Source organism: Methylomonas paludis (genome assembly GCF_018734325.1).
GTDB lineage: Bacteria > Pseudomonadota > Gammaproteobacteria > Methylococcales > Methylomonadaceae > Methylomonas > Methylomonas paludis.
This window is the reverse complement of the sequence record NZ_CP073754.1, coordinates 2,778,630-2,795,760: the sequence shown is the minus strand read 5'-3', so window position 1 is coordinate 2,795,760 and position 17,131 is coordinate 2,778,630. Positions and strand designations below refer to the sequence as shown.

The following is a 17,131-nucleotide window of genomic DNA, read 5'->3' as shown; positions in this document are numbered from 1 at the left end:
CAGCTTAAGCTTTAGTCTTAGTATAATTTAATAAATTTTAGGTATTTCTGGTGGAAATAGATAGTATGTAATATTACTGTAATATATTTAATTACTTTAGTTGATATAGATATGACGATAGGTAATATGGTTGATTTTTGGCCGATTTTTGCGTTTGCTGGTCAATCAGCCTTTCGGTGTTATGACAAAGCTTGAACTGCGGTTACACTAGTGTGCCAAGTCCCGACAGGATAGATGTTGCTGGTTTAACAGCTTGCCTTTGTAAGCTACTAGGCTTAGCGTAATTTTTGGCTTGCTTGGAAAACCAGTGATTAAGTTGAGTTGTGATTTTAGCGAAACATAGTACTGACCTGTCCAGCCAAAGGCAGGTATATATGAGGTGGTGAAGTTTATATTTCGGCTTCGGCTAACCAAAGGTCGTGTTTATTGCAAAAACTTAGGGCGTATATGCTGCCACTGTAGTTTTTTAGCGTAAATGAGGATATGGCAATGCTGTCTTTACTAGGGTCAAACATGTGTTCATTGATGAACTTGTGATCTTTATCAAGTAATATATGTTTAACAATATAATGCTCATACCCCTTCATTTCATGAGGTGTGGTGATTTTGACAGTTGCCTCGGCCGCAGTTTTGCTGATTTCGATGACCGGTAGATGAGTAGCGGCTTTGCCGGCCCAACGACCGGTGTCTTCTTTGGTATAGAAAATGTCCGCACCGGTTGGTAACGGTTTGCGGTTTTCTGCGAGGCTAATGGCTGGTAGGCTTAGTGCCGCACCTGCAGTCGTGAGGCTCAGGCGGATAAAATTTCTACGTTCCATAATGGTACCTTAATCGGTTGGTTAAATGGTATTGTTGCGTGCCGCTATTTTAAATAGCTCAACGCATCATGCTGTGATGCATGATAATGCATAAACCTAACCCGGAAAACCCGTTTTTTTTCGGGCTTTTTATTGAAAAACCGGTTGGATTGATTTCAGGATTGAAAAACAGGTTAATAGACTTTTTCCCATATGAATATTGTACATAAAGCACATCCCTGGCATGGGATTCATCCAGGTAATGATGCACCCTCTATAGTCACGGCATTTATTGAAATTGTGCCGTCCGATACCGTGAAATACGAAATCGATAAAGCCAGCGGTTATTTAAAAATTGATCGGCCCCAAAAATTTTCCAATATGATACCCACGCTCTACGGATTCATTCCACGAACCTATTGTGCTGAAAGAGTTGCCGAATACGCCGGTTTAAAATCAGGTAAAGCTGTGCTGAAAGGGGATGGCGACCCCATCGATATTTGTGTGTTAAGCGAACGCACGGTCACGCATGGCGATATCCTTTTGCAGGCCATTCCTATTGGTGGTTTTCGTTTGTTGGATGGTGGGGAAGCCGACGATAAAATTATTGCTGTGATGAAAGGTGATGAATTTTATCGGCAATGGCGGGATGTTTCTGATTGCCCGGCCTCCTATATTAATCGTCTCAAGCATTATTTTTTAACCTATAAACACCTTCCCGACGAAGAAAATGGTTGTGAAATAACCGATGTCTATGGCAGAGAAGAAGCCCATGAAGTGATAAACCGGGCATTAGCAGATTATCAATATCATTTTGGTTGTCAGGACGCTCTATAACATTGTCTCCGTGAGTGTGGTCGGCTTCTGTCAGTTTAGCCGACTTGCAGCGGCAGGGAAAATGATTTCGGTAATTGGATATGGCTCTAGTAGTTCAGATTAGCTACTACTGGTTTGTCAGGTGTTTTTGGCAAAAAATATCGTGATGAAAGCGCTGCAATTAGCATTCCTTTTGCTATTTATTTCGGGTTATGCTCATCCCAAAGATAGTGGTAAAGCTCATCCGGTCAGAAAAATTGATACTACTCCCAACACCGATGATAGTGATGTCTGGTCATTTACCCTAGAATCCAATACCTACGCGGCCACTGATTATCTTAGTCCAACCCTGGATTTTTCTTCAGTTGATGGCTGGGATGTGCAAATAGCCTCATATAACATCCCAGTTTATGGCGGTGGTGCTCAGAATTACGAATGGGATAGTTATATCAATGTATCAAAATCCTTTGATGTGACTAAGCAATTGAAAGCGGTACTCGGTACTCAAAATGGTACGACAGCTCTTTCAACTCAGCATCAATGGCATAACATTGATTATGCTGTCATTTCCTATCAAGCGCTGCCCTTAATCAGTTTGCGGGCCGGGCCTTTTTGGGCCGACAAGGCCCTGACTACAACAACTGATGTGTTGGCTTATACCGTCGGTTTTAATTTGAATTTTACGGCGGATTTTTATCTGCAGGGCGATTATTTCAGCGGTCACAGTAATGTGTCCGGAGCTGTCATCAATCTTTGGTATCAATCGATTTATGCCGGTGTAGGTGTGCCGGAAACTGATTCCGGTAATGAGTTTTATGGAATCGTCGGCTTAAAACTGAATTTGGCACAATTCAAATTTTGGCAATTATAAGTCTGGTACAGAATTGCCGGTCAAACAAAGCAGTGCAGGCTTAACTTTATCGGTTAAGCCTGCTATTTTTGGCTTATGCAGTGATTTAAGCTAAAAGGCTTTGCAGTAAGCCATTCAGCTTGTGGACAAATACTGATGGATCGTCGAGTTGGCCGCCTTCGCTAAGTACCGTCTGGTCGAAAAGAATATGGGTAATATCTGCAAATCGTGCATCGTCCTGTTCGTTTTTCAGTACATTAACCAAAGCATGTTCAGGATTAACTTCGAGTATCGGTTTGCTGCCGCCCATGCCCAGCATATTTGCGGCCTGTCCCGCCTCTTTCATAATTCGTTCCATGTTCAGGCTCATGTCATAGGCACCGGTCACCAGACAGGCCGGCGAATCGGTCAGTCGGTGGCTGATTCTGACCTCGCTGACTTTATCGGCCAGCACTTCCTGCATTTGTTTTAACACGGATTCAAAATCTTTGCTGATTTCAGCCTGTTGCTGTTTTTCAGCTTCAGTGTCAAATTTGTCCAGATCAAGCTCACCTTTGCTAATGGATTGCAAGTGCTTGTCGTTATATTCGCTTAAGCTGGAGACCAGCCATTCGTCGATTCGATCCGTCAGCAACAATACTTCGATATTTTTTTTGCGGAAAACTTCCAGATGCGGACTGTTTTTGGCCGCAGCAAAGTTGTCTGCCGTGACAAAATATATTTTATCCTGACCTTCTTTCATCCGGCTGATGTAGTCATCCAGCGACACATTCTGGACTTTGCTGTCAGTATGTGAGGAAGAAAATCTTAACAGTTTGGCGATACGCTCTTTGTTTTTGAAATCTTCAACTGAACCTTCCTTGATAACATTGCCGAATTGTTCCCAGAATTGCTGGTATTTTTCACCATCGGTTTCGGCTAGGTTTTCCAGCAGCCCTAGTACTTTTTTGACCGCACCGGCTTTAATCGTGCTGATTTGTTTGCTTTGTTGCAAAATTTCCCGGGAAACATTCAATGGCAATGAATCTGCATCGATAATGCCACGGATAAAGCGCAGATAACGCGGCATCAGTTGCTCTGCGTCATCGGTGATGAATACTTTGCGGATGTAAAGCTTCACCCCATGTTTGGCATCACGGTCCCATAAGTCAAACGGAGCGCGGCTAGGGACATAAAGCAGCAGGGTATATTCATTGATGCCTTCCACTTTGCTGTGAACATAGGTTAGCGGTTCCTGAAAATCATGCGCGACATGTTTGTAGAATTCGCTATAGGCTTCGTCGCTAATTTCGTCTTTTGATTTTGCCCATAGAGCCGAAGCGCTATTGACGGTCTCATCCTCAATGTTGGCTGGCGTTATTTCGTTGTTTTCCTCGTCCTGCTCGGCAACAACTTCTTTACTCATCACAATTGGTAAGGAAATGTGATCCGAGAATTTTTTAATAATGGAACGCAGGCGCCAATCGTTTAAAAATTCTGTTTCGCCTTCCTTCAGATGCAGCACAATTTCAGTGCCTCTGCTGGGTTTTTCTACCGTTTCAATGCTGTAGTCACCTTCGCCGGCCGATTCCCAACGTACCCCTTCGCTAACAGCGGTTCCAGCTTTACGGGTGGTCAAGCTAACTTTATCGGCAACGATAAAGGCTGAATAGAAGCCAACCCCAAATTGACCAATTAATTCACTGTCTTTGGCTTGGTCGCCGGTTAAGCGCTCAAAAAACTGTTTGGTTCCCGATTTAGCGATAGTACCGATATGATCCTGAACTTCTTCGCGGGTCATACCAATACCATTGTCAATAATGGTGATAGTTTTTTGGGGTTCATTAAATTCGATACGGATTTTCAGATCGCTATCGCCTTCATAAAGACTGTCATTTCCCAATGCTTCGAAACGCAGCTTATCGGCGGCATCAGAGGCGTTGGAAATTAATTCGCGCAAGAATATTTCCTTGTTGCTGTACAAGGAATGAATCATTAAATGCAGTAAATGTTTGACCTCAGTTTGAAAACCTAGTGTTTCTTTTTTTGCTTCAACAGTCATGTTTATACTCTTCTCGGGTTAAGACTAAGTTAAAATTCTTTAGTCAGCAACTTGGGGATGATCGGGCTGGTTTTCAAGAGTCAGGCCGGGGATTTTTCTCGATTTGCTTGGAGATCTAGATAGTCTGGTTGCGAAAATGTCGGTGCCGCCCAGAGATTTCGTCAGTTTTGGGATTGATGTAGCGAATGTCAGGCTTTCTCAAGTTTGGCATAGGCCAGCATCAGCCATTTGATTCCTTCATTACGAAAATTAATTTGCACTTTTTCTTCGGCGCCTTCGCCTTCGGTTTGAAGTACTACACCTTCGCCAAATTTGGCGTGTCTGACGGTTTGGCCCAGTCTATAAGCCGAGTTATTACTTATTTTTTGTGATTGGTTGGGTGAAGTGCTGAGCGGTCTGCTGATATTGGCACGCATACGAATTTCTTGCAGTAAGTCCTCTGGAATTTCACGGATGAAGCGGGAAGGGCGCGGATAGCTGTCTTTACCGTACAGGCGTCTTGATTCTGCGTGGCTTAAATATAGTTGCTGCATGGCGCGGGTGATGCCCACATAACATAAACGCCGTTCTTCTTGTAAGCGTCCGACATCATCCAGGGCCTGCTGAGAGGGAAATAAGCCATCTTCCATGCCGACCATAAATACCAGTTTAAACTCCAGCCCCTTGGCGGAGTGGATGGTCATCAGCTGTACGCAGTCTTCTTCGGCCTCTCCCTGATTCTCGCCGGCCTCCAGGGTGGCATGAGCCAAAAACATGTCTAATTCACTTAAATTTTCTTCATCATCATTATTGTTTTGATAATCGAACAAGCGGGCGGCATTGACCAATTCCTCCAGGTTTTCCACTCGGGTTTCGCCTTTATCCTGTTTTTCCTTTTTATACAAATCCAGCAGTGCGCTGGCTTCGATGACGAATTTTACTTTTTCGTGCAGCGGCAGATCGGTACTATCCTGACCTAGTTTTTGGATTAGGCTTAAGAAGCTCTGCAGGGCACTAGCGGCCCGCGCCGATAATTGTTTTTGTTCCAGCATAAACTGAGAGGCTCGCCATAGCGACAGTTGTTGTTCTCGGGCGAGCGAGCGCATATTGTCCAGGGTTTTGGCGCCTATGCCCCGAGTGGGTGTATTGACTATGCGTTCAAAAGAAGCGTCATCGTGCTGATTATTCATCAGGCGCAGATAGGCCAAGGCGTTTTTAATTTCCATGCGCTCAAAAAAGCGTAGACCGCCATAAACCCGGTAAGGGGTGGCAGTAGTCATTAGGCGTTCTTCAAATTGCCTGGATTGAGCGTTGGAACGATAGAGAATGGCCGTGTCGCTGCGTAGTCCGCCTTCCCTGGCCCAGAGGCGAATTTTTTCCACCACAAAATGGGCTTCGTCCTGTTCGTTAAACGCGGTGTAAAGTGATAATGGTTGACCTTCGCCGGCATCCGTCCACAACTCCTTGCCCATTCTGCCCTCGTTGTTGGCAATCAGGGTGTTGGCCGCTCTGAGAATGTGGCCGGTAGAACGGTAATTCTGCTCCAGGCGAATCACTTGATGACCGGGGTAGTGTTTTTGAAAATTAAAAATATTTTCGATTTTGGCGCCGCGCCAGCCGTAAATGCATTGATCGTCATCTCCCACCACAAACAGGTTGTCCTTACCTTCAGTTAACAGGCGCAACCAGGCATACTGAATGGTGTTGGTGTCCTGGAATTCATCGACATGTACTTGCTGGAATCTTGAGCGGTAAAAATTCAGCAATTCTTCATTATCACGTAATGTTTCATGGGCTCTGAGTAACAGCTCGGCAAAGTCCACCAGACCAGAGCGATTACACAGTTCTTCGTAAGCCTGATAAACCGCCAGCATTTGTCGGTAGTAAATGTCCCCGTTGCTTTCCATATGCCGGGCCCGGCGGCCCTCTTCTTTCTGGCTGTTGATAAACCATTGCAGCTGTTTGGGTGGCCATTTAGTGTCATCAATATTCAGGTTTTTTAAAAGTCTTTTGATGATGCGTAACTGGTCGTCACTATCCATTACCTGAAAGGTTTCGGGTAATTTGGCCAATTTGCTATGTTGTCTTAACAACCGGTGGGCTAAGCCGTGGAAGGTTCCTATCCACATGCTGCGTGTAGAAATATTCAGCAAACTTTCTATCCGGTTGCGCATTTCAGTGGCAGCTTTGTTGGTAAATGTCACCGCCAGAATATTGTGAGGTTGGATGTGATTTATCAGTATATGCCAGACAATCCTGTGCACCAGTACCCGGGTTTTACCGCTGCCGGCCCCGGCTAACACTAATGTGGCTCGATCTGGTGCCGATACGGCCAGTCGTTGAGCATCGTTTAAAGAACTAATAATTGCGGAAGCATCCATTTTTTATTGGCAGATTTTGTCTAGCTGTGTATATTGGCGATCTGTTAAGGGACAAGATCAATTCAGGATATAAACACTATAAATGAGGATAGGATATGAGTTTTGATTATAAACGTTTAGTAAAATTTGAACATAACATCGGCCTAAAAGATAAAAAAGTCCGCATGGTCTCCGGTTTAGTGCTGTTGTTTTTCTCACTGTTTCCAGGAAGCGTACTGCTATTGGTGGCAGGGGCTCTGTTAGTGGCAACCAGTTATTTCGGCTGGTGTCCAGCTTATTCCGGGTTTAACCACAACAGTCTGGGTCAGGATCAGGTTGTTGAAGACAAGGTAGATGCACAATCGTAAAGGCTTAAATATCTTAGCCCAGAATCCGTAGCAGCCAAGTTACGGACTCGGGCAGGGGGTGTTATTCTTCTTTTTTGAATTCACCCTCAATAATCCGGTCATTAGTGGCCGAATGCTTGCTGAATCCAGACTCAGTTATCAGAAAATTTTCAATGACTTGCTCAGCGATTTTTTTGCGTAGAGCCGGAATCAGACAGGCAAATCCCAACAGATCGCTGAAAAATCCTGGTGTCAGCAAAAGCGCCCCGCCAACTAGTAAAATGGGGCCTTCAATAATTTCGTAAGTCGGCATAATGCCTTGTTGTAAATTATTCTGGAAACGCTGCCAGGTACTAAAGCCTTGTCTTTTCAGCAGCCAAGCCCCCAATACCGCAGTAAATACCACTAAAAAAATTGTCGGAAAGGCGCCGATTAAACTACCTACTTCCAGTAGAACGTAGATTTCCACAAAAGGTACAATCAAAAAAAACAAAAACAGGGCTTGCATGATTTTCATTTTGAGACCCAAATCAAAAAAACAGTGGATAGTAAAGCATACCGCCAGAAATTACTGGATAATTATTAAGTGGCATTTGTTATTTTGACATGGTTCTGCTTGAAAAATGCTGAATTAGCGATAGAACTGGTACGGGATGCGCAGAAAGCCGATAAACCCAGTTATACAGGGTCTTTTAGAAAATAATAAATATTATCAATTTCTTATATGTTTGCTGTCACAATTGATTGCGGTTTGCCGAAATATTTTTCCTGGATGGATATATGCTTGTGTATAGACTGATTGTTTTGATTTTTTTCGGGATGGTTTCGCAAACCTTACCGGCCTTGGATAGCAAGGATATTCTTCCCGTTGACCAGGCTTTTCAGCTGTCTGTGCGAGCGATTTCTCCAGAAAAATTGGAGATTAGCTGGCAGATTGCTGAAGGTTATCATCTTTATCAGGACAAAATTAAGTTTCAGTCGCAAATCCAGTCTATTCAGCTTGGTGAGTATTCCTTACCTACTGGTGTTGTCGAACAGGACGCAGTATTTGGTGAGGTCGTGGTCTATCGTGGCCTGACTAAGGTTGAATTGCCGCTATTGTATAGCACTGCTGAAGATAAACTTAGTTTGCTTGTTAAATACCAAGGCTGCGCGGATATTGGCGTATGTTATCCGCCGCAAAAAGTCATTTTGGATGTGGTGCTACCGGCAAAGCCAGCCAGTAATAGCGATAGTGGCTTGAGCCACTTGGTACAAAATTTTAAGAATCTGGCTCCGGGGGCTTTTAATAGTGATTTACTACCGGCAGAGCAAGCGTTTAAGTTTAATGCGGAAGTCAAGGATGATCACACGCTGCATGTCACTTGGATACCTGCCCCTGGCTATTATCTTTACAAGGATAAACTGCTCTTGAGCCTGGAGGGAGTTGCTAGCCAGGTGCATTTGGCAAAACTGCAGTTACCGCCTGGTGAAGCCTATCATGATGCCGAGTTTGGCCAGGTAGAAATTTATCGTCAGGAAGTGGCTGCTGATGTGAGTGTCGTGCGCGACCAGCCCGATGCCGAAACCATAGTCCTGCTGGCCAAATATCAGGGCTGTGCTGAACGCGGTGTTTGTTACCCGCCAATGCAGACCAGGGTCAGCTTGAGTTTACCCGCCGTCATTTTACCAGCAGCACTGAATAAGACATCCTCTGTAGCAGCGAATTCGGAACAGGATAATATTGTCAACTCATTAAAACGGGATGGTTTGGCACTGACCTTGTTGAGTTTTTTTGGTTTTGGCGTGCTGCTGGCTTTCACGCCCTGTGTTTTTCCTATGATACCTATTCTGTCAGGTATTATTGTCGGGCAAGGCAGCGATATCACTACCCGAAAAGCCTTTCTACTTTCCTTAAGTTATGTGCTGGCCTCAGCCTTAATGTATACCCTGTTTGGCATTCTGGCAGCCTTGTTCGGCAGTAATTTACAGGCAGCCTTTCAAAATCCTTGGGTAATTACTGCATTCAGTAGCGTGTTCGTAGTGTTATCGTTATCAATGTTTGGTTTTTACAATCTGGAGTTGCCGCAATCATTGCAAAATCGGGTGCTGAACTCCAGCGACAAACATCGCGATGGCTCCTATTGGGGGGCTGGAATAATGGGGGCGCTATCTGCCTTGATTGTCGGCCCTTGTGTTGCGGCACCGCTGGCCGCCGCCTTGATCTATATTGGTCAGACAGGTGATGTGGTGCTGGGCGGTTTCGCCTTGTTCGCTATGGGTTTGGGGATGGGCTTACCCTTATTGGCCTTGGGCGCTTCGGCAGGCAAGCTGTTGCCGAAATCAGGCGCATGGTTAAACAGTACCAAAACGGTATTCGGGGTAATCATGTTGGGTGTCGCCGTCTGGATGCTGTCCAGAATTTTACCGATTAACCTAGTCATATTCTTCACCGCTTTGCTGCTGATTATTCCGGGTATTTATCTAAGTGCTATTGATCCATTACCCAACTCTGCTTCCGGTTGGCGGAAATTATGGAAAGGCCTCGGGTTTGTCATGTTGGTATGGGGTGTTTTGGAATTGATCGGATTGAGTGCCGGCAGTAAAAATTTATTACAGCCACTCCAGGGCTTGGCAGCTAATACACCGCAACAAGCTAAGATAGGTCTGGTTTTTCAAAAAGTTCATACATTAGCTGAGTTGGACAGCAAAGTTAAACAGGCTACCGCTAATCATAAACCGGTGATGCTGGATTTTTATGCTGAGTGGTGTGTGTCTTGCAAGGAAATGGAAGAATACACTTTTACTGATGCCGAAGTGCAGCACTTGTTGGCGGATTATGTGCTTTTACAAGCTGATGTAACTGAAAATAATCAGGAAGATATGGTTTTGTTAAAACATTTCGGATTAATTGGTCCCCCTGGCATTATTTTCTTTACCAGTGCCGGAACAGAAAATTCGGCCAGTCGTATTATCGGTTATCAAGATGCCAAGACCTTTTCTGATAGCTTGCAAGTCCTAAATCATTGAGGATATGGGTTTCGTTCCTGACAAACAACATAGCTCATCACATTTTTATCTTACCCGGCAACAGACAGCCTAAGGGCCGTCTGTTGCCGTCGGCCATTAATCTTGATAACGAATCTTATGGTCGGTTGATTTGTTGAAGACAGTACCTAGCACATTGATACCTTTTAGTAATGACGCAGTTTTCTTAAGCTCTTCGGTTCGGGTTTGGCCCTCATCAATCACCAATAACAAAGCGTCAACGTAAGGTGCAAAACCTAAAGCATCATCTTGCGCCAAGATCGGCGGTAAGTCGAAAATAATAATGCGTGAGGGATAACGGTTTTTTAATTCGCTGACCAAACTCAGCATTTTTGGGGCATGCAACATCTCAGTGGAATTAAGCATAGGTTTGCCTGCCGGTAAGATCACCAGCCGTTCTATGCCGGGATTGATCAGCACACTGCTAAGCTCAACATCGTGGAGCAGAAAATCACTCAAGCCGCTTTTTACCTGTAAGCCAAATAATTGGTCTATGGCCGGATTCAGGAAATTGGTGTCCACCAATAATACGGTACGGTTTAGTTCCAGAGCAATGCTGATGGCTAGATTGGCGGCGGTAAGACTATTGCCGGTTTTGGCACTGGTACTGGTGATAGCCAAGGTTTGCCAACCCATATTGTCCATAGTTTGCAGGCAGCGGGTGCGCAACATCCGATAAGATTCCAGCCATTTGCCGGCCTGTAAGGGCGAGATGATTCTGTTTTTCTTTAATAGCGCATTATTGACTGGTTGCACAGCAGTTTGGGTGTAGGCAATATTGATAATGCTGTTATCGGTACTAATGCCAGCCTGTCTGCCGTTGCTCGCAATATTCTGAATTGAATTCATGGGTTTTATCTCATTAAAAAATTAGAGTGTGCTGAGAACTCGCAGCAATTTGAACCAAAAAACGTCAAGCGGCATGATGATAAAGTTAAAGGCAATAACAGCCACAATACTGGATATCAGGATGGAAATCAGCAATGATAGCCGGCGCTTTTTCCGGTCGATACTTTCTTTGGCATTTTCCAAATAAGGGATCGTGGCCAGCGGGGCAGAACCTAGAATAGCTGCAATTGATTTTTCACTATGGATAGTTGAATCAAGCAGTTCCACTAGAGCAACAGTACCGAATCCACCAGCAATCGCTACAACCATGCCCAGAAATAAAATTACAATGCGGTTGGGGCTGAAGGCTTGCAGTGGTTCCTGTGGCGGGTCAATCAAGGTAAAACGCTCGCCTTTTTTCTGAATCTCCAGTTGTTGGGCAATTTCGGCTTCCATTTCTCGAGCGCTTACTTCCCGATAACGCTGATTGGTGTTATCCAGTTCTTGCAGCATGTCTAAATATTCTTTTTCCACTAATGGGGATTGACGCAGTTTTTCACGTAAATCAGCAATTCTGGAATTCATTTGGCTGCGAGTTTGGGCCAGCGATCTAATTTCACTGTCGACAGATTCAAGCTGAGTCTTCAGGGTAATGTAGGCCGGATTATCAGGCATGATAGTGACATTAGCATATTCATGTTCTTTGGCATTAACCAATTCTTGCTGCAATGCCGATATTTGTTTTTGTAGTTTAACAACATCAGGATGTTTGTCAGAATATTGTTTTAGTATCAATGCCAGTTCCGATTTCTTGGCAGTTAATTCCCCATGAATGTCATTGACATCGGTATTGGAGCCGATTTCTTTTTGCAGTGAATCGATTTCACGTTTGGTTTTGACGACATCAGGATGAGTGTCTGAATAATGTGCTGATAAGGAAGGATATTCCGACTGCAATTGTTTAAGGCGGTCTTTCATGTCAAACACCCGGTTACCTACCGCATTGGTTGCCGAAGTATTCGGATCAACCTGAGCTAATTGGCCTTCCATATAAAAGCGGCGTTCCTGGGCAGCGCGATCCTGATTGTCCAGAGCCTGTAACTGATTAGTTAAGGCTGTCACTTCCTGCTGATTCATCTGGCTGATTTCTGGCAGCAGATTCAGGTTTTTCTCTTTAAATCCGGCTAATCTGGTTTGAATTTCCTGAATCTTATCCTTCAGGCGTTTAGATTCCTCTTGTAAAAACAATGCGGCATTATCGGCTGATTCGGTGCGGGTTTTAATGTTTTCTTTCAAAAACAAAGAGACTAATTCATTGGCGACTTTTTGGCATAGGGCAGGCGAGTTGTCGTCAAAGCTTAAAACAAAGGCTATGGTCGCTTTTGTAGGCACACCATTACGTGGATCAATAACATCCGCACTGATGGTTTCGACTTTGATACTTTTACGCATTTTGTCCAAAACTTTTTCTTCGGTTTTGGATTTCAGATCTTCAGTATAGAGATTGAATTTTTTAACAATTTCCATCAGATTGACGCGCGACATGATGCGTTGGCTGATAATCTGGATACGCTGATCAGCAAAAGTGGTAACAGTAGAGCGTACCAATTCTGATGGTATCTCCTGTTCTTCAATCAGAATGGTGGCGCTGGAACGGAATACCGACGGTAATACTACGGCAAGAACGATGCTGAGCAGCGAAATAGCGACGAAGGGAATGATGACGAATTTACTGCGTCTTTTGATTATTTTTAAATAATCTTTAATATCGGGCGCTTGATTTTCCACGCTATTTCACCTGACGATTGATTAGAGGTTGATAATTGAATTGGAGTTGAATACTATCGGATTTTGCTGATACATTCGATGATGGGAAATATTGGTCAGTATAGGTATAACTTAATAGTAGCGACACTTCATGTGTCCATTTCCACTGTACATTTGGTGATATGGTAGTAAGGTGACGATTAAAGTTGAATAATGCCGGACTTCTACTGGGGGTAATGACATCAACAATTTGGTACATCCCCGATATCCCCATACTCCAACGATCAGAAATTTCATAATTGCCTGAGGCATTTAACACAGTGCTTTGTTGTTGACTTCCAGTACTAGCTGGATTCAATTGTTGGTTGGCAGACAGATTGATGTTGCCGCGTTCAAAGCTGCGTTTTAACGCTGCTGAAAATATTTTACCGTTGGTGGTGCTGGAATATTGGGTTGACACAGACGGACAGCCAGGCACCAGAAACCCGCCTGAACATTGGTAAGCAGTGTGCGAATTGGTGTCTCTTAAACCCGCTGTCGCTGAAAAGGTGGTTTGCTCGTCAAACAGGTATTGGGAGCCGACCTGGATAGTGGTAGTTGCTGAATTTTGCTTATAGTTTTCCTGATAAGGTAATAGCGGATTATTATTGTATAGAAAGGTAACACCGCCGTTAGTACCGGTATCATAAAGGGAATAAGAACCGGTCAAATTAAATGACAATTGTTCTGTATAAGTGTGATTCAGGGTGCTAAACAACTGCGAATTGGTGTAATTGGTAAAAGCCAGGTTCGGATGTTTGTCGAAAGAGACATCCAGGTAAGAGGCTCCAAACTGCAAGGAGTTTTTCTCTGTTAACTGGTAAGTGATATCGGGGGCAATATTTTCGGTGGTTCTTGGCAACTGAGCCACAACGAAACCACCACTGTTGACATCGGTTTGGGTGGTTATGGTGGACTCAATGGCATATCTTCCCGTTACATTGGTGCGCCAGCGGTCAGCCGTAAAAGCGTGATTGAGATTAACAATTTTTTCACTGAAATCCAGAGTAGACTCACCATGATAGAGGTATTGGTTCCATAAAAAACTACCTTTCAGTTCGTTGTTATCCGCTAAATAGCCAAAATGCATGCTCGGTGTCAAAGTGGTGATCAAATTGTCACGGGTTGGTTTTACCAGTAAGCGCAGATTATCTGTATAACGTTCAGTAACAGTAAAGTGAGGATCCACAAACCAGTCGAAAGCATGACTGGTGCTGGTGAGTGATAACAGCGTGGTGATTAAAAATTCCTTTTTAAACTTCATAGATAGTTGTCCCTATCTAAAATACGCTTAAGGCACTGTTACCGTATCACCGGGTTCCAGCAGAATATTTTGTTCAAGGTCATTACCTTTTATCACATCACTGTAATCAAACGGGAAAACTTTTACTTCATTGCCTACCCGGCGCAGAATGCTGATTGAGTTGTCATCTGCAAAAACTGTTAAGCCCCCCGCTAGACTCAAGGCTTGTAACACATCGATCTTGCGTGCTGTATAAAATTGACCAGGTCTTGTGACTTTGCCTATCACAAAGATGGAGTTGCCCTGAAACCCTAACAGCTTAACTGTAATGGATGGTTCGGATATGTAATCAGCAAGCTTGCTGCTGATATTATCTTTTAATTCGGTAATGGTTTTGCCGGCAGCCAGTACCGTGCCTATCAATGGATAGATAATAGTGCCATCTGGTGAAATCAAATATTGCTGTTGCTGTAAGCCTTCCTCTTTCCATACTGTGATTTCCAGCGTGTCGCCTGGGGAAAGTAAATAATTGGCGAGATTGTTTACTTCCAGAGCAGGAATCGGAGCTGTCGGCAATTTGGCGGCAGGCGGCTGTGGAGCCGAGTTCGGTGTTTCAAACGCTGGTGGCGTCGCGACTACCGGGCTGGCCTGGATTTGAGCGTCAACTTGTCCGCTGTCTATGCTATCAGCGGCATGAGGCGTCATGGCAGAAAACAGCAGACAAAAAGATAAAAAAGCCGGTAACTGTTTCAAAATATATCCCTTTTTTTACTAAGTTTATCGTTGCGATCCATGCAGCATAGCAATCCTGCCAAATCAAATCTAAATTGTAAAGACAAAATATAACAAAAGTAAGACAATAGCAAGTTTACGCATGGGCTGTTCGCTTAGCGTATCCTATGAAGTTTAATTGTATAACAAAATCAGGGTGAGAGTAAATCAATGGCAATTTCAGATTTATTGCAGCGGGTGAAAAATGGGGAATCCGTTGATTTTCAGGAAAGTATTGCTGTAATTGATCAGGCTTACCGATATCAGCCGACTGAATTTAGTAACGGTTTGGTTGAGCCTCTACTGAATCAAGCGGGACAAAACGAAGGGTCTTGTAAAATTTTTGCTTTTGCGAAATTACACGGTTTGAACCAGACACAAACCTTGGCCTTGTTTGGTGATTACTATCGGCAGGATGTGTTGGGCAACCCTAACGGCAGTAATCACTTGAATATTCGCCGCTTTATGCGCGATGGTTGGGATGGTATGGTTTTTAGCGGTGTTGCGTTACAAGCTCGAGCAGAATAATTTATTCATGGTTTGGTGGATGTGTCGATTTGATAAAGTATTGGTGTTTAGCTGGTAAAGGCAAGACAAAAAGGGGCGGCGTAACAATCCATCATATTGAGTAAAAAGGAAAATATACTCATATTATTCAAGAATAATTCCCAAGATTGTTGGTTCTACTGCATGGATAATGTCCGTTTTTATTCACGGTATTGATATGCGTCACATTCTTATATTTCTCGGCCTCCTGCAGTTTAGCTTGCCTAGTTTCGGCCATGGACCTACGCCGCAAAAGGCCAAAGAAGCCATTACTATTCAGGCTCCACTTAGCAAAGTCTGGGCTGTATTACATCAGTTTGATGCCATAGGGTTCTGGCATCCTGATCTGAAAAAAAGTGAGGGAGACGGCAAAAACGCCTCAGGTGGCACCAGAACACTGACTTTTGCCAATAACGAAACCTTGGTCGAAGAACTGGATTACTATAATGCTGAAGGGCATGAATATAGCTACCGGCTAAAAACTGAAAATACCAGGGCATTTCCGACCAGCTCTTATACTGTGGAGATTAAAGTAAGTCCTGCCGATACCCTCGATAGCAGCATTGTCAGTTTGAAAAGTCGGTTCTATCGGGGGGATACCGGAAATAATCCGCCCGAACATCTTACCGATGCCGCCGCGGTTGCCGCCGTGACCCAGTTTTTCAAACAGGGCTTACAGGGTTTGAAAAACCATATTGAAAAACCATATTGAAGTTGTGGTAAAGCAGACCGCAGCAAGGACAATCTGCTGCGGCTAGGTTTTAACGATGCCCTGTCGGCTGGCCAACAGGGCTAATTCAGACATGGTCTTAATATCCAGCTTTTCTTTTATGGCGGTGCTGTGATTACTCACCGTTTTATAACTTAGGCATAATTTCTCTGCAGCCTCTTTACAGGATAGGCCGCTTGCCAGCAAACAAAAAATATCGAACTCACGCGGCGACAGATCTTTAATTCTAGTGTATTCGTCAAAATCCAGAGCATTATGCACAGCCATTTTTTGGGCAAGTTCGGCTTCAATATAGGTTTGACCTTCGGCCAGAGCGCAAACCGCCGATATCAAAGTTTCTGGGGCATTGTTTTTAGTAATATAGCCCTTGGCACCGGCTTTGATGGCGCGCGTGACGTAGACTAATTCATGATGAATACTGAACACCAGAATTTTGCATAGACTATGGCGACCAAGCAAACGGCGGATGCATTCAAATCCACCCAGGCCCGGCATGGATAAATCCATTACCACCACATCAGGGTTATGCCGGTCATAGATTTGGCAGGCACTTTCACCTCGATCAGCTTCGTAAATTTCGCCAATGCGTTCGGAAATGGATAAATAAGTTTTATAACCAGTACGCACTACTGCGTGGTCATCAACCAGCAATACACTAATTTTGCTATACAAATCGCCTCCTTACTAGCTTGTGTCATGAATTAAGGCGCTGCAGAGCCGGACTCGGCCGCGCTTTTATATCTCACTATTTCAGCATGTAACTCAGAGGATGTTTTCCTGATTAATGGCTAGTTATCAGGCCGATCAATGTTTCTGCAGGATATTTCGGCTGATTCGGTCTGCGAACTTATTGCAATAAATCAGGTAATTGTTTGCCATGAATCAGTGTGAACAGCTTGTCTCATGGCTTTGTCGATTACCGGGAAAAATGCGGTGATTTTTTTGGCTTAATTCTCGGTGATTTCAAGGATTATTCCGTAACGCTGCGCA

15 protein-coding genes are annotated in these 17,131 nt (G+C 44.1%); 6 read left to right on the top strand and 9 right to left on the bottom strand.

The window, feature by feature from the left end; translation table 11 throughout:
- Positions 1-389: 389 nt before the first annotated feature.
- Positions 390-818, bottom strand: a complete 429-nt coding sequence (locus KEF85_RS12535; protein WP_215581064.1) for a desulfoferrodoxin family protein — start codon at positions 816-818, stop codon at positions 390-392.
- Positions 819-1,010: 192 nt separating this feature from the next.
- Between KEF85_RS12535 and KEF85_RS12530 the strand changes: the two genes are divergently transcribed.
- Positions 1,011-1,634, top strand: coding sequence for an inorganic pyrophosphatase (locus KEF85_RS12530; protein WP_215581063.1), 624 nt, complete (start codon positions 1,011-1,013; stop codon positions 1,632-1,634).
- 127 nt (positions 1,635-1,761) lie between these two features.
- Complete coding sequence (locus tag KEF85_RS12525) at positions 1,762-2,484, top strand: hypothetical protein (protein WP_215581061.1); 723 nt, start codon at positions 1,762-1,764, stop codon at positions 2,482-2,484.
- A gap of 85 nt (positions 2,485-2,569) precedes the next feature.
- Here the strand turns inward: KEF85_RS12525 and htpG are convergent, their stop codons facing one another.
- Positions 2,570-4,504 carry a molecular chaperone HtpG gene (htpG, locus tag KEF85_RS12520; protein ID WP_215581059.1) on the bottom strand — a complete coding sequence of 645 codons (1,935 nt, stop codon included), beginning with the start codon at positions 4,502-4,504 and terminating at the stop codon, positions 2,570-2,572.
- A gap of 188 nt (positions 4,505-4,692) precedes the next feature.
- Positions 4,693-6,864, bottom strand: a complete 2,172-nt coding sequence (uvrD, locus tag KEF85_RS12515) for a DNA helicase II (protein ID WP_215581057.1) — start codon at positions 6,862-6,864, stop codon at positions 4,693-4,695.
- Positions 6,865-6,959: 95 nt separating this feature from the next.
- On the opposite strand from uvrD, the gene KEF85_RS12510 reads away from it, so the two are divergent.
- Entirely contained in the window at positions 6,960-7,211 is a 252-nt protein-coding gene (locus KEF85_RS12510; RefSeq protein ID WP_215581055.1) for a YgaP family membrane protein, read from the top strand.
- A 61-nt stretch (positions 7,212-7,272) separates the two neighbouring features.
- Here the strand turns inward: KEF85_RS12510 and KEF85_RS12505 are convergent, their stop codons facing one another.
- Positions 7,273-7,707, bottom strand: coding sequence for an FxsA family protein (locus KEF85_RS12505; protein ID WP_215581053.1), 435 nt, complete (start codon positions 7,705-7,707; stop codon positions 7,273-7,275).
- Positions 7,708-7,970: 263 nt separating this feature from the next.
- Between KEF85_RS12505 and KEF85_RS12500 the strand changes: the two genes are divergently transcribed.
- Positions 7,971-10,199, top strand: a complete 2,229-nt coding sequence (locus KEF85_RS12500; RefSeq protein WP_215581051.1) for a protein-disulfide reductase DsbD — start codon at positions 7,971-7,973, stop codon at positions 10,197-10,199.
- A 96-nt stretch (positions 10,200-10,295) separates the two neighbouring features.
- Here the strand turns inward: KEF85_RS12500 and KEF85_RS12495 are convergent, their stop codons facing one another.
- The 4 genes from KEF85_RS12495 to KEF85_RS12480 are packed head-to-tail and all read right to left on the bottom strand — an operon-like array spanning position 10,296 to position 14,847.
- Positions 10,296-11,066: a CpsD/CapB family tyrosine-protein kinase gene (locus KEF85_RS12495; protein ID WP_215581049.1), complete on the bottom strand. Its 771-nt coding sequence runs from the start codon at positions 11,064-11,066 to the stop codon at positions 10,296-10,298.
- A gap of 21 nt (positions 11,067-11,087) precedes the next feature.
- On the bottom strand, positions 11,088-12,833 hold the full coding sequence (locus KEF85_RS12490; RefSeq protein ID WP_215581047.1) for a GumC family protein: 1,746 nt from the start codon (positions 12,831-12,833) through the stop codon (positions 11,088-11,090).
- 1 nt (position 12,834) lies between these two features.
- Positions 12,835-14,115: a porin family protein gene (locus KEF85_RS12485; RefSeq protein WP_215581045.1), complete on the bottom strand. Its 1,281-nt coding sequence runs from the start codon at positions 14,113-14,115 to the stop codon at positions 12,835-12,837.
- A gap of 27 nt (positions 14,116-14,142) precedes the next feature.
- Positions 14,143-14,847 carry a polysaccharide biosynthesis/export family protein gene (locus tag KEF85_RS12480; protein WP_246534931.1) on the bottom strand — a complete coding sequence of 235 codons (705 nt, stop codon included), beginning with the start codon at positions 14,845-14,847 and terminating at the stop codon, positions 14,143-14,145.
- 189 nt (positions 14,848-15,036) lie between these two features.
- On the opposite strand from KEF85_RS12480, the gene KEF85_RS12475 reads away from it, so the two are divergent.
- The gene (locus KEF85_RS12475; RefSeq protein WP_215581043.1) at positions 15,037-15,393 is read left to right on the top strand and encodes a HopJ type III effector protein; all 357 of its coding nucleotides are present in this window, start codon (positions 15,037-15,039) and stop codon (positions 15,391-15,393) included.
- A gap of 238 nt (positions 15,394-15,631) precedes the next feature.
- Entirely contained in the window at positions 15,632-16,123 is a 492-nt protein-coding gene (locus KEF85_RS12470; RefSeq protein WP_343222089.1) for an SRPBCC family protein, read from the top strand.
- A gap of 42 nt (positions 16,124-16,165) precedes the next feature.
- Here the strand turns inward: KEF85_RS12470 and KEF85_RS12465 are convergent, their stop codons facing one another.
- Positions 16,166-16,813 (bottom strand): response regulator, encoded by a 648-nt coding sequence (locus tag KEF85_RS12465; protein ID WP_215581041.1) that lies wholly within the window; start codon positions 16,811-16,813, stop codon positions 16,166-16,168.
- Between the last annotated feature and the right edge of the window lie 318 nt (positions 16,814-17,131).

Excerpts from the sequence above, each read along its gene's own strand:
- KEF85_RS12505 (WP_215581053.1), bottom strand. The coding sequence starts at position 7,707 with ATGAAAATCATGCAAGCCCTGTTTTTGTTTTTTTTGATTGTACCTTTT.
- KEF85_RS12500 (WP_215581051.1), top strand. The coding sequence starts at position 7,971 with ATGCTTGTGTATAGACTGATTGTTTTGATTTTTTTCGGGATGGTTTCG.
- KEF85_RS12530 (WP_215581063.1), top strand. The coding sequence starts at position 1,011 with ATGAATATTGTACATAAAGCACATCCCTGGCATGGGATTCATCCAGGT.
- KEF85_RS12510 (WP_215581055.1), top strand. The coding sequence starts at position 6,960 with ATGAGTTTTGATTATAAACGTTTAGTAAAATTTGAACATAACATCGGC.
- htpG (WP_215581059.1), bottom strand. The coding sequence starts at position 4,504 with ATGACTGTTGAAGCAAAAAAAGAAACACTAGGTTTTCAAACTGAGGTC.
- KEF85_RS12535 (WP_215581064.1), bottom strand. The coding sequence starts at position 818 with ATGGAACGTAGAAATTTTATCCGCCTGAGCCTCACGACTGCAGGTGCG.
- uvrD (WP_215581057.1), bottom strand. The coding sequence starts at position 6,864 with ATGGATGCTTCCGCAATTATTAGTTCTTTAAACGATGCTCAACGACTG.
- KEF85_RS12475 (WP_215581043.1), top strand. The coding sequence starts at position 15,037 with ATGGCAATTTCAGATTTATTGCAGCGGGTGAAAAATGGGGAATCCGTT.
- KEF85_RS12485 (WP_215581045.1), bottom strand. The coding sequence starts at position 14,115 with ATGAAGTTTAAAAAGGAATTTTTAATCACCACGCTGTTATCACTCACC.
- KEF85_RS12495 (WP_215581049.1), bottom strand. The coding sequence starts at position 11,066 with ATGAATTCAATTCAGAATATTGCGAGCAACGGCAGACAGGCTGGCATT.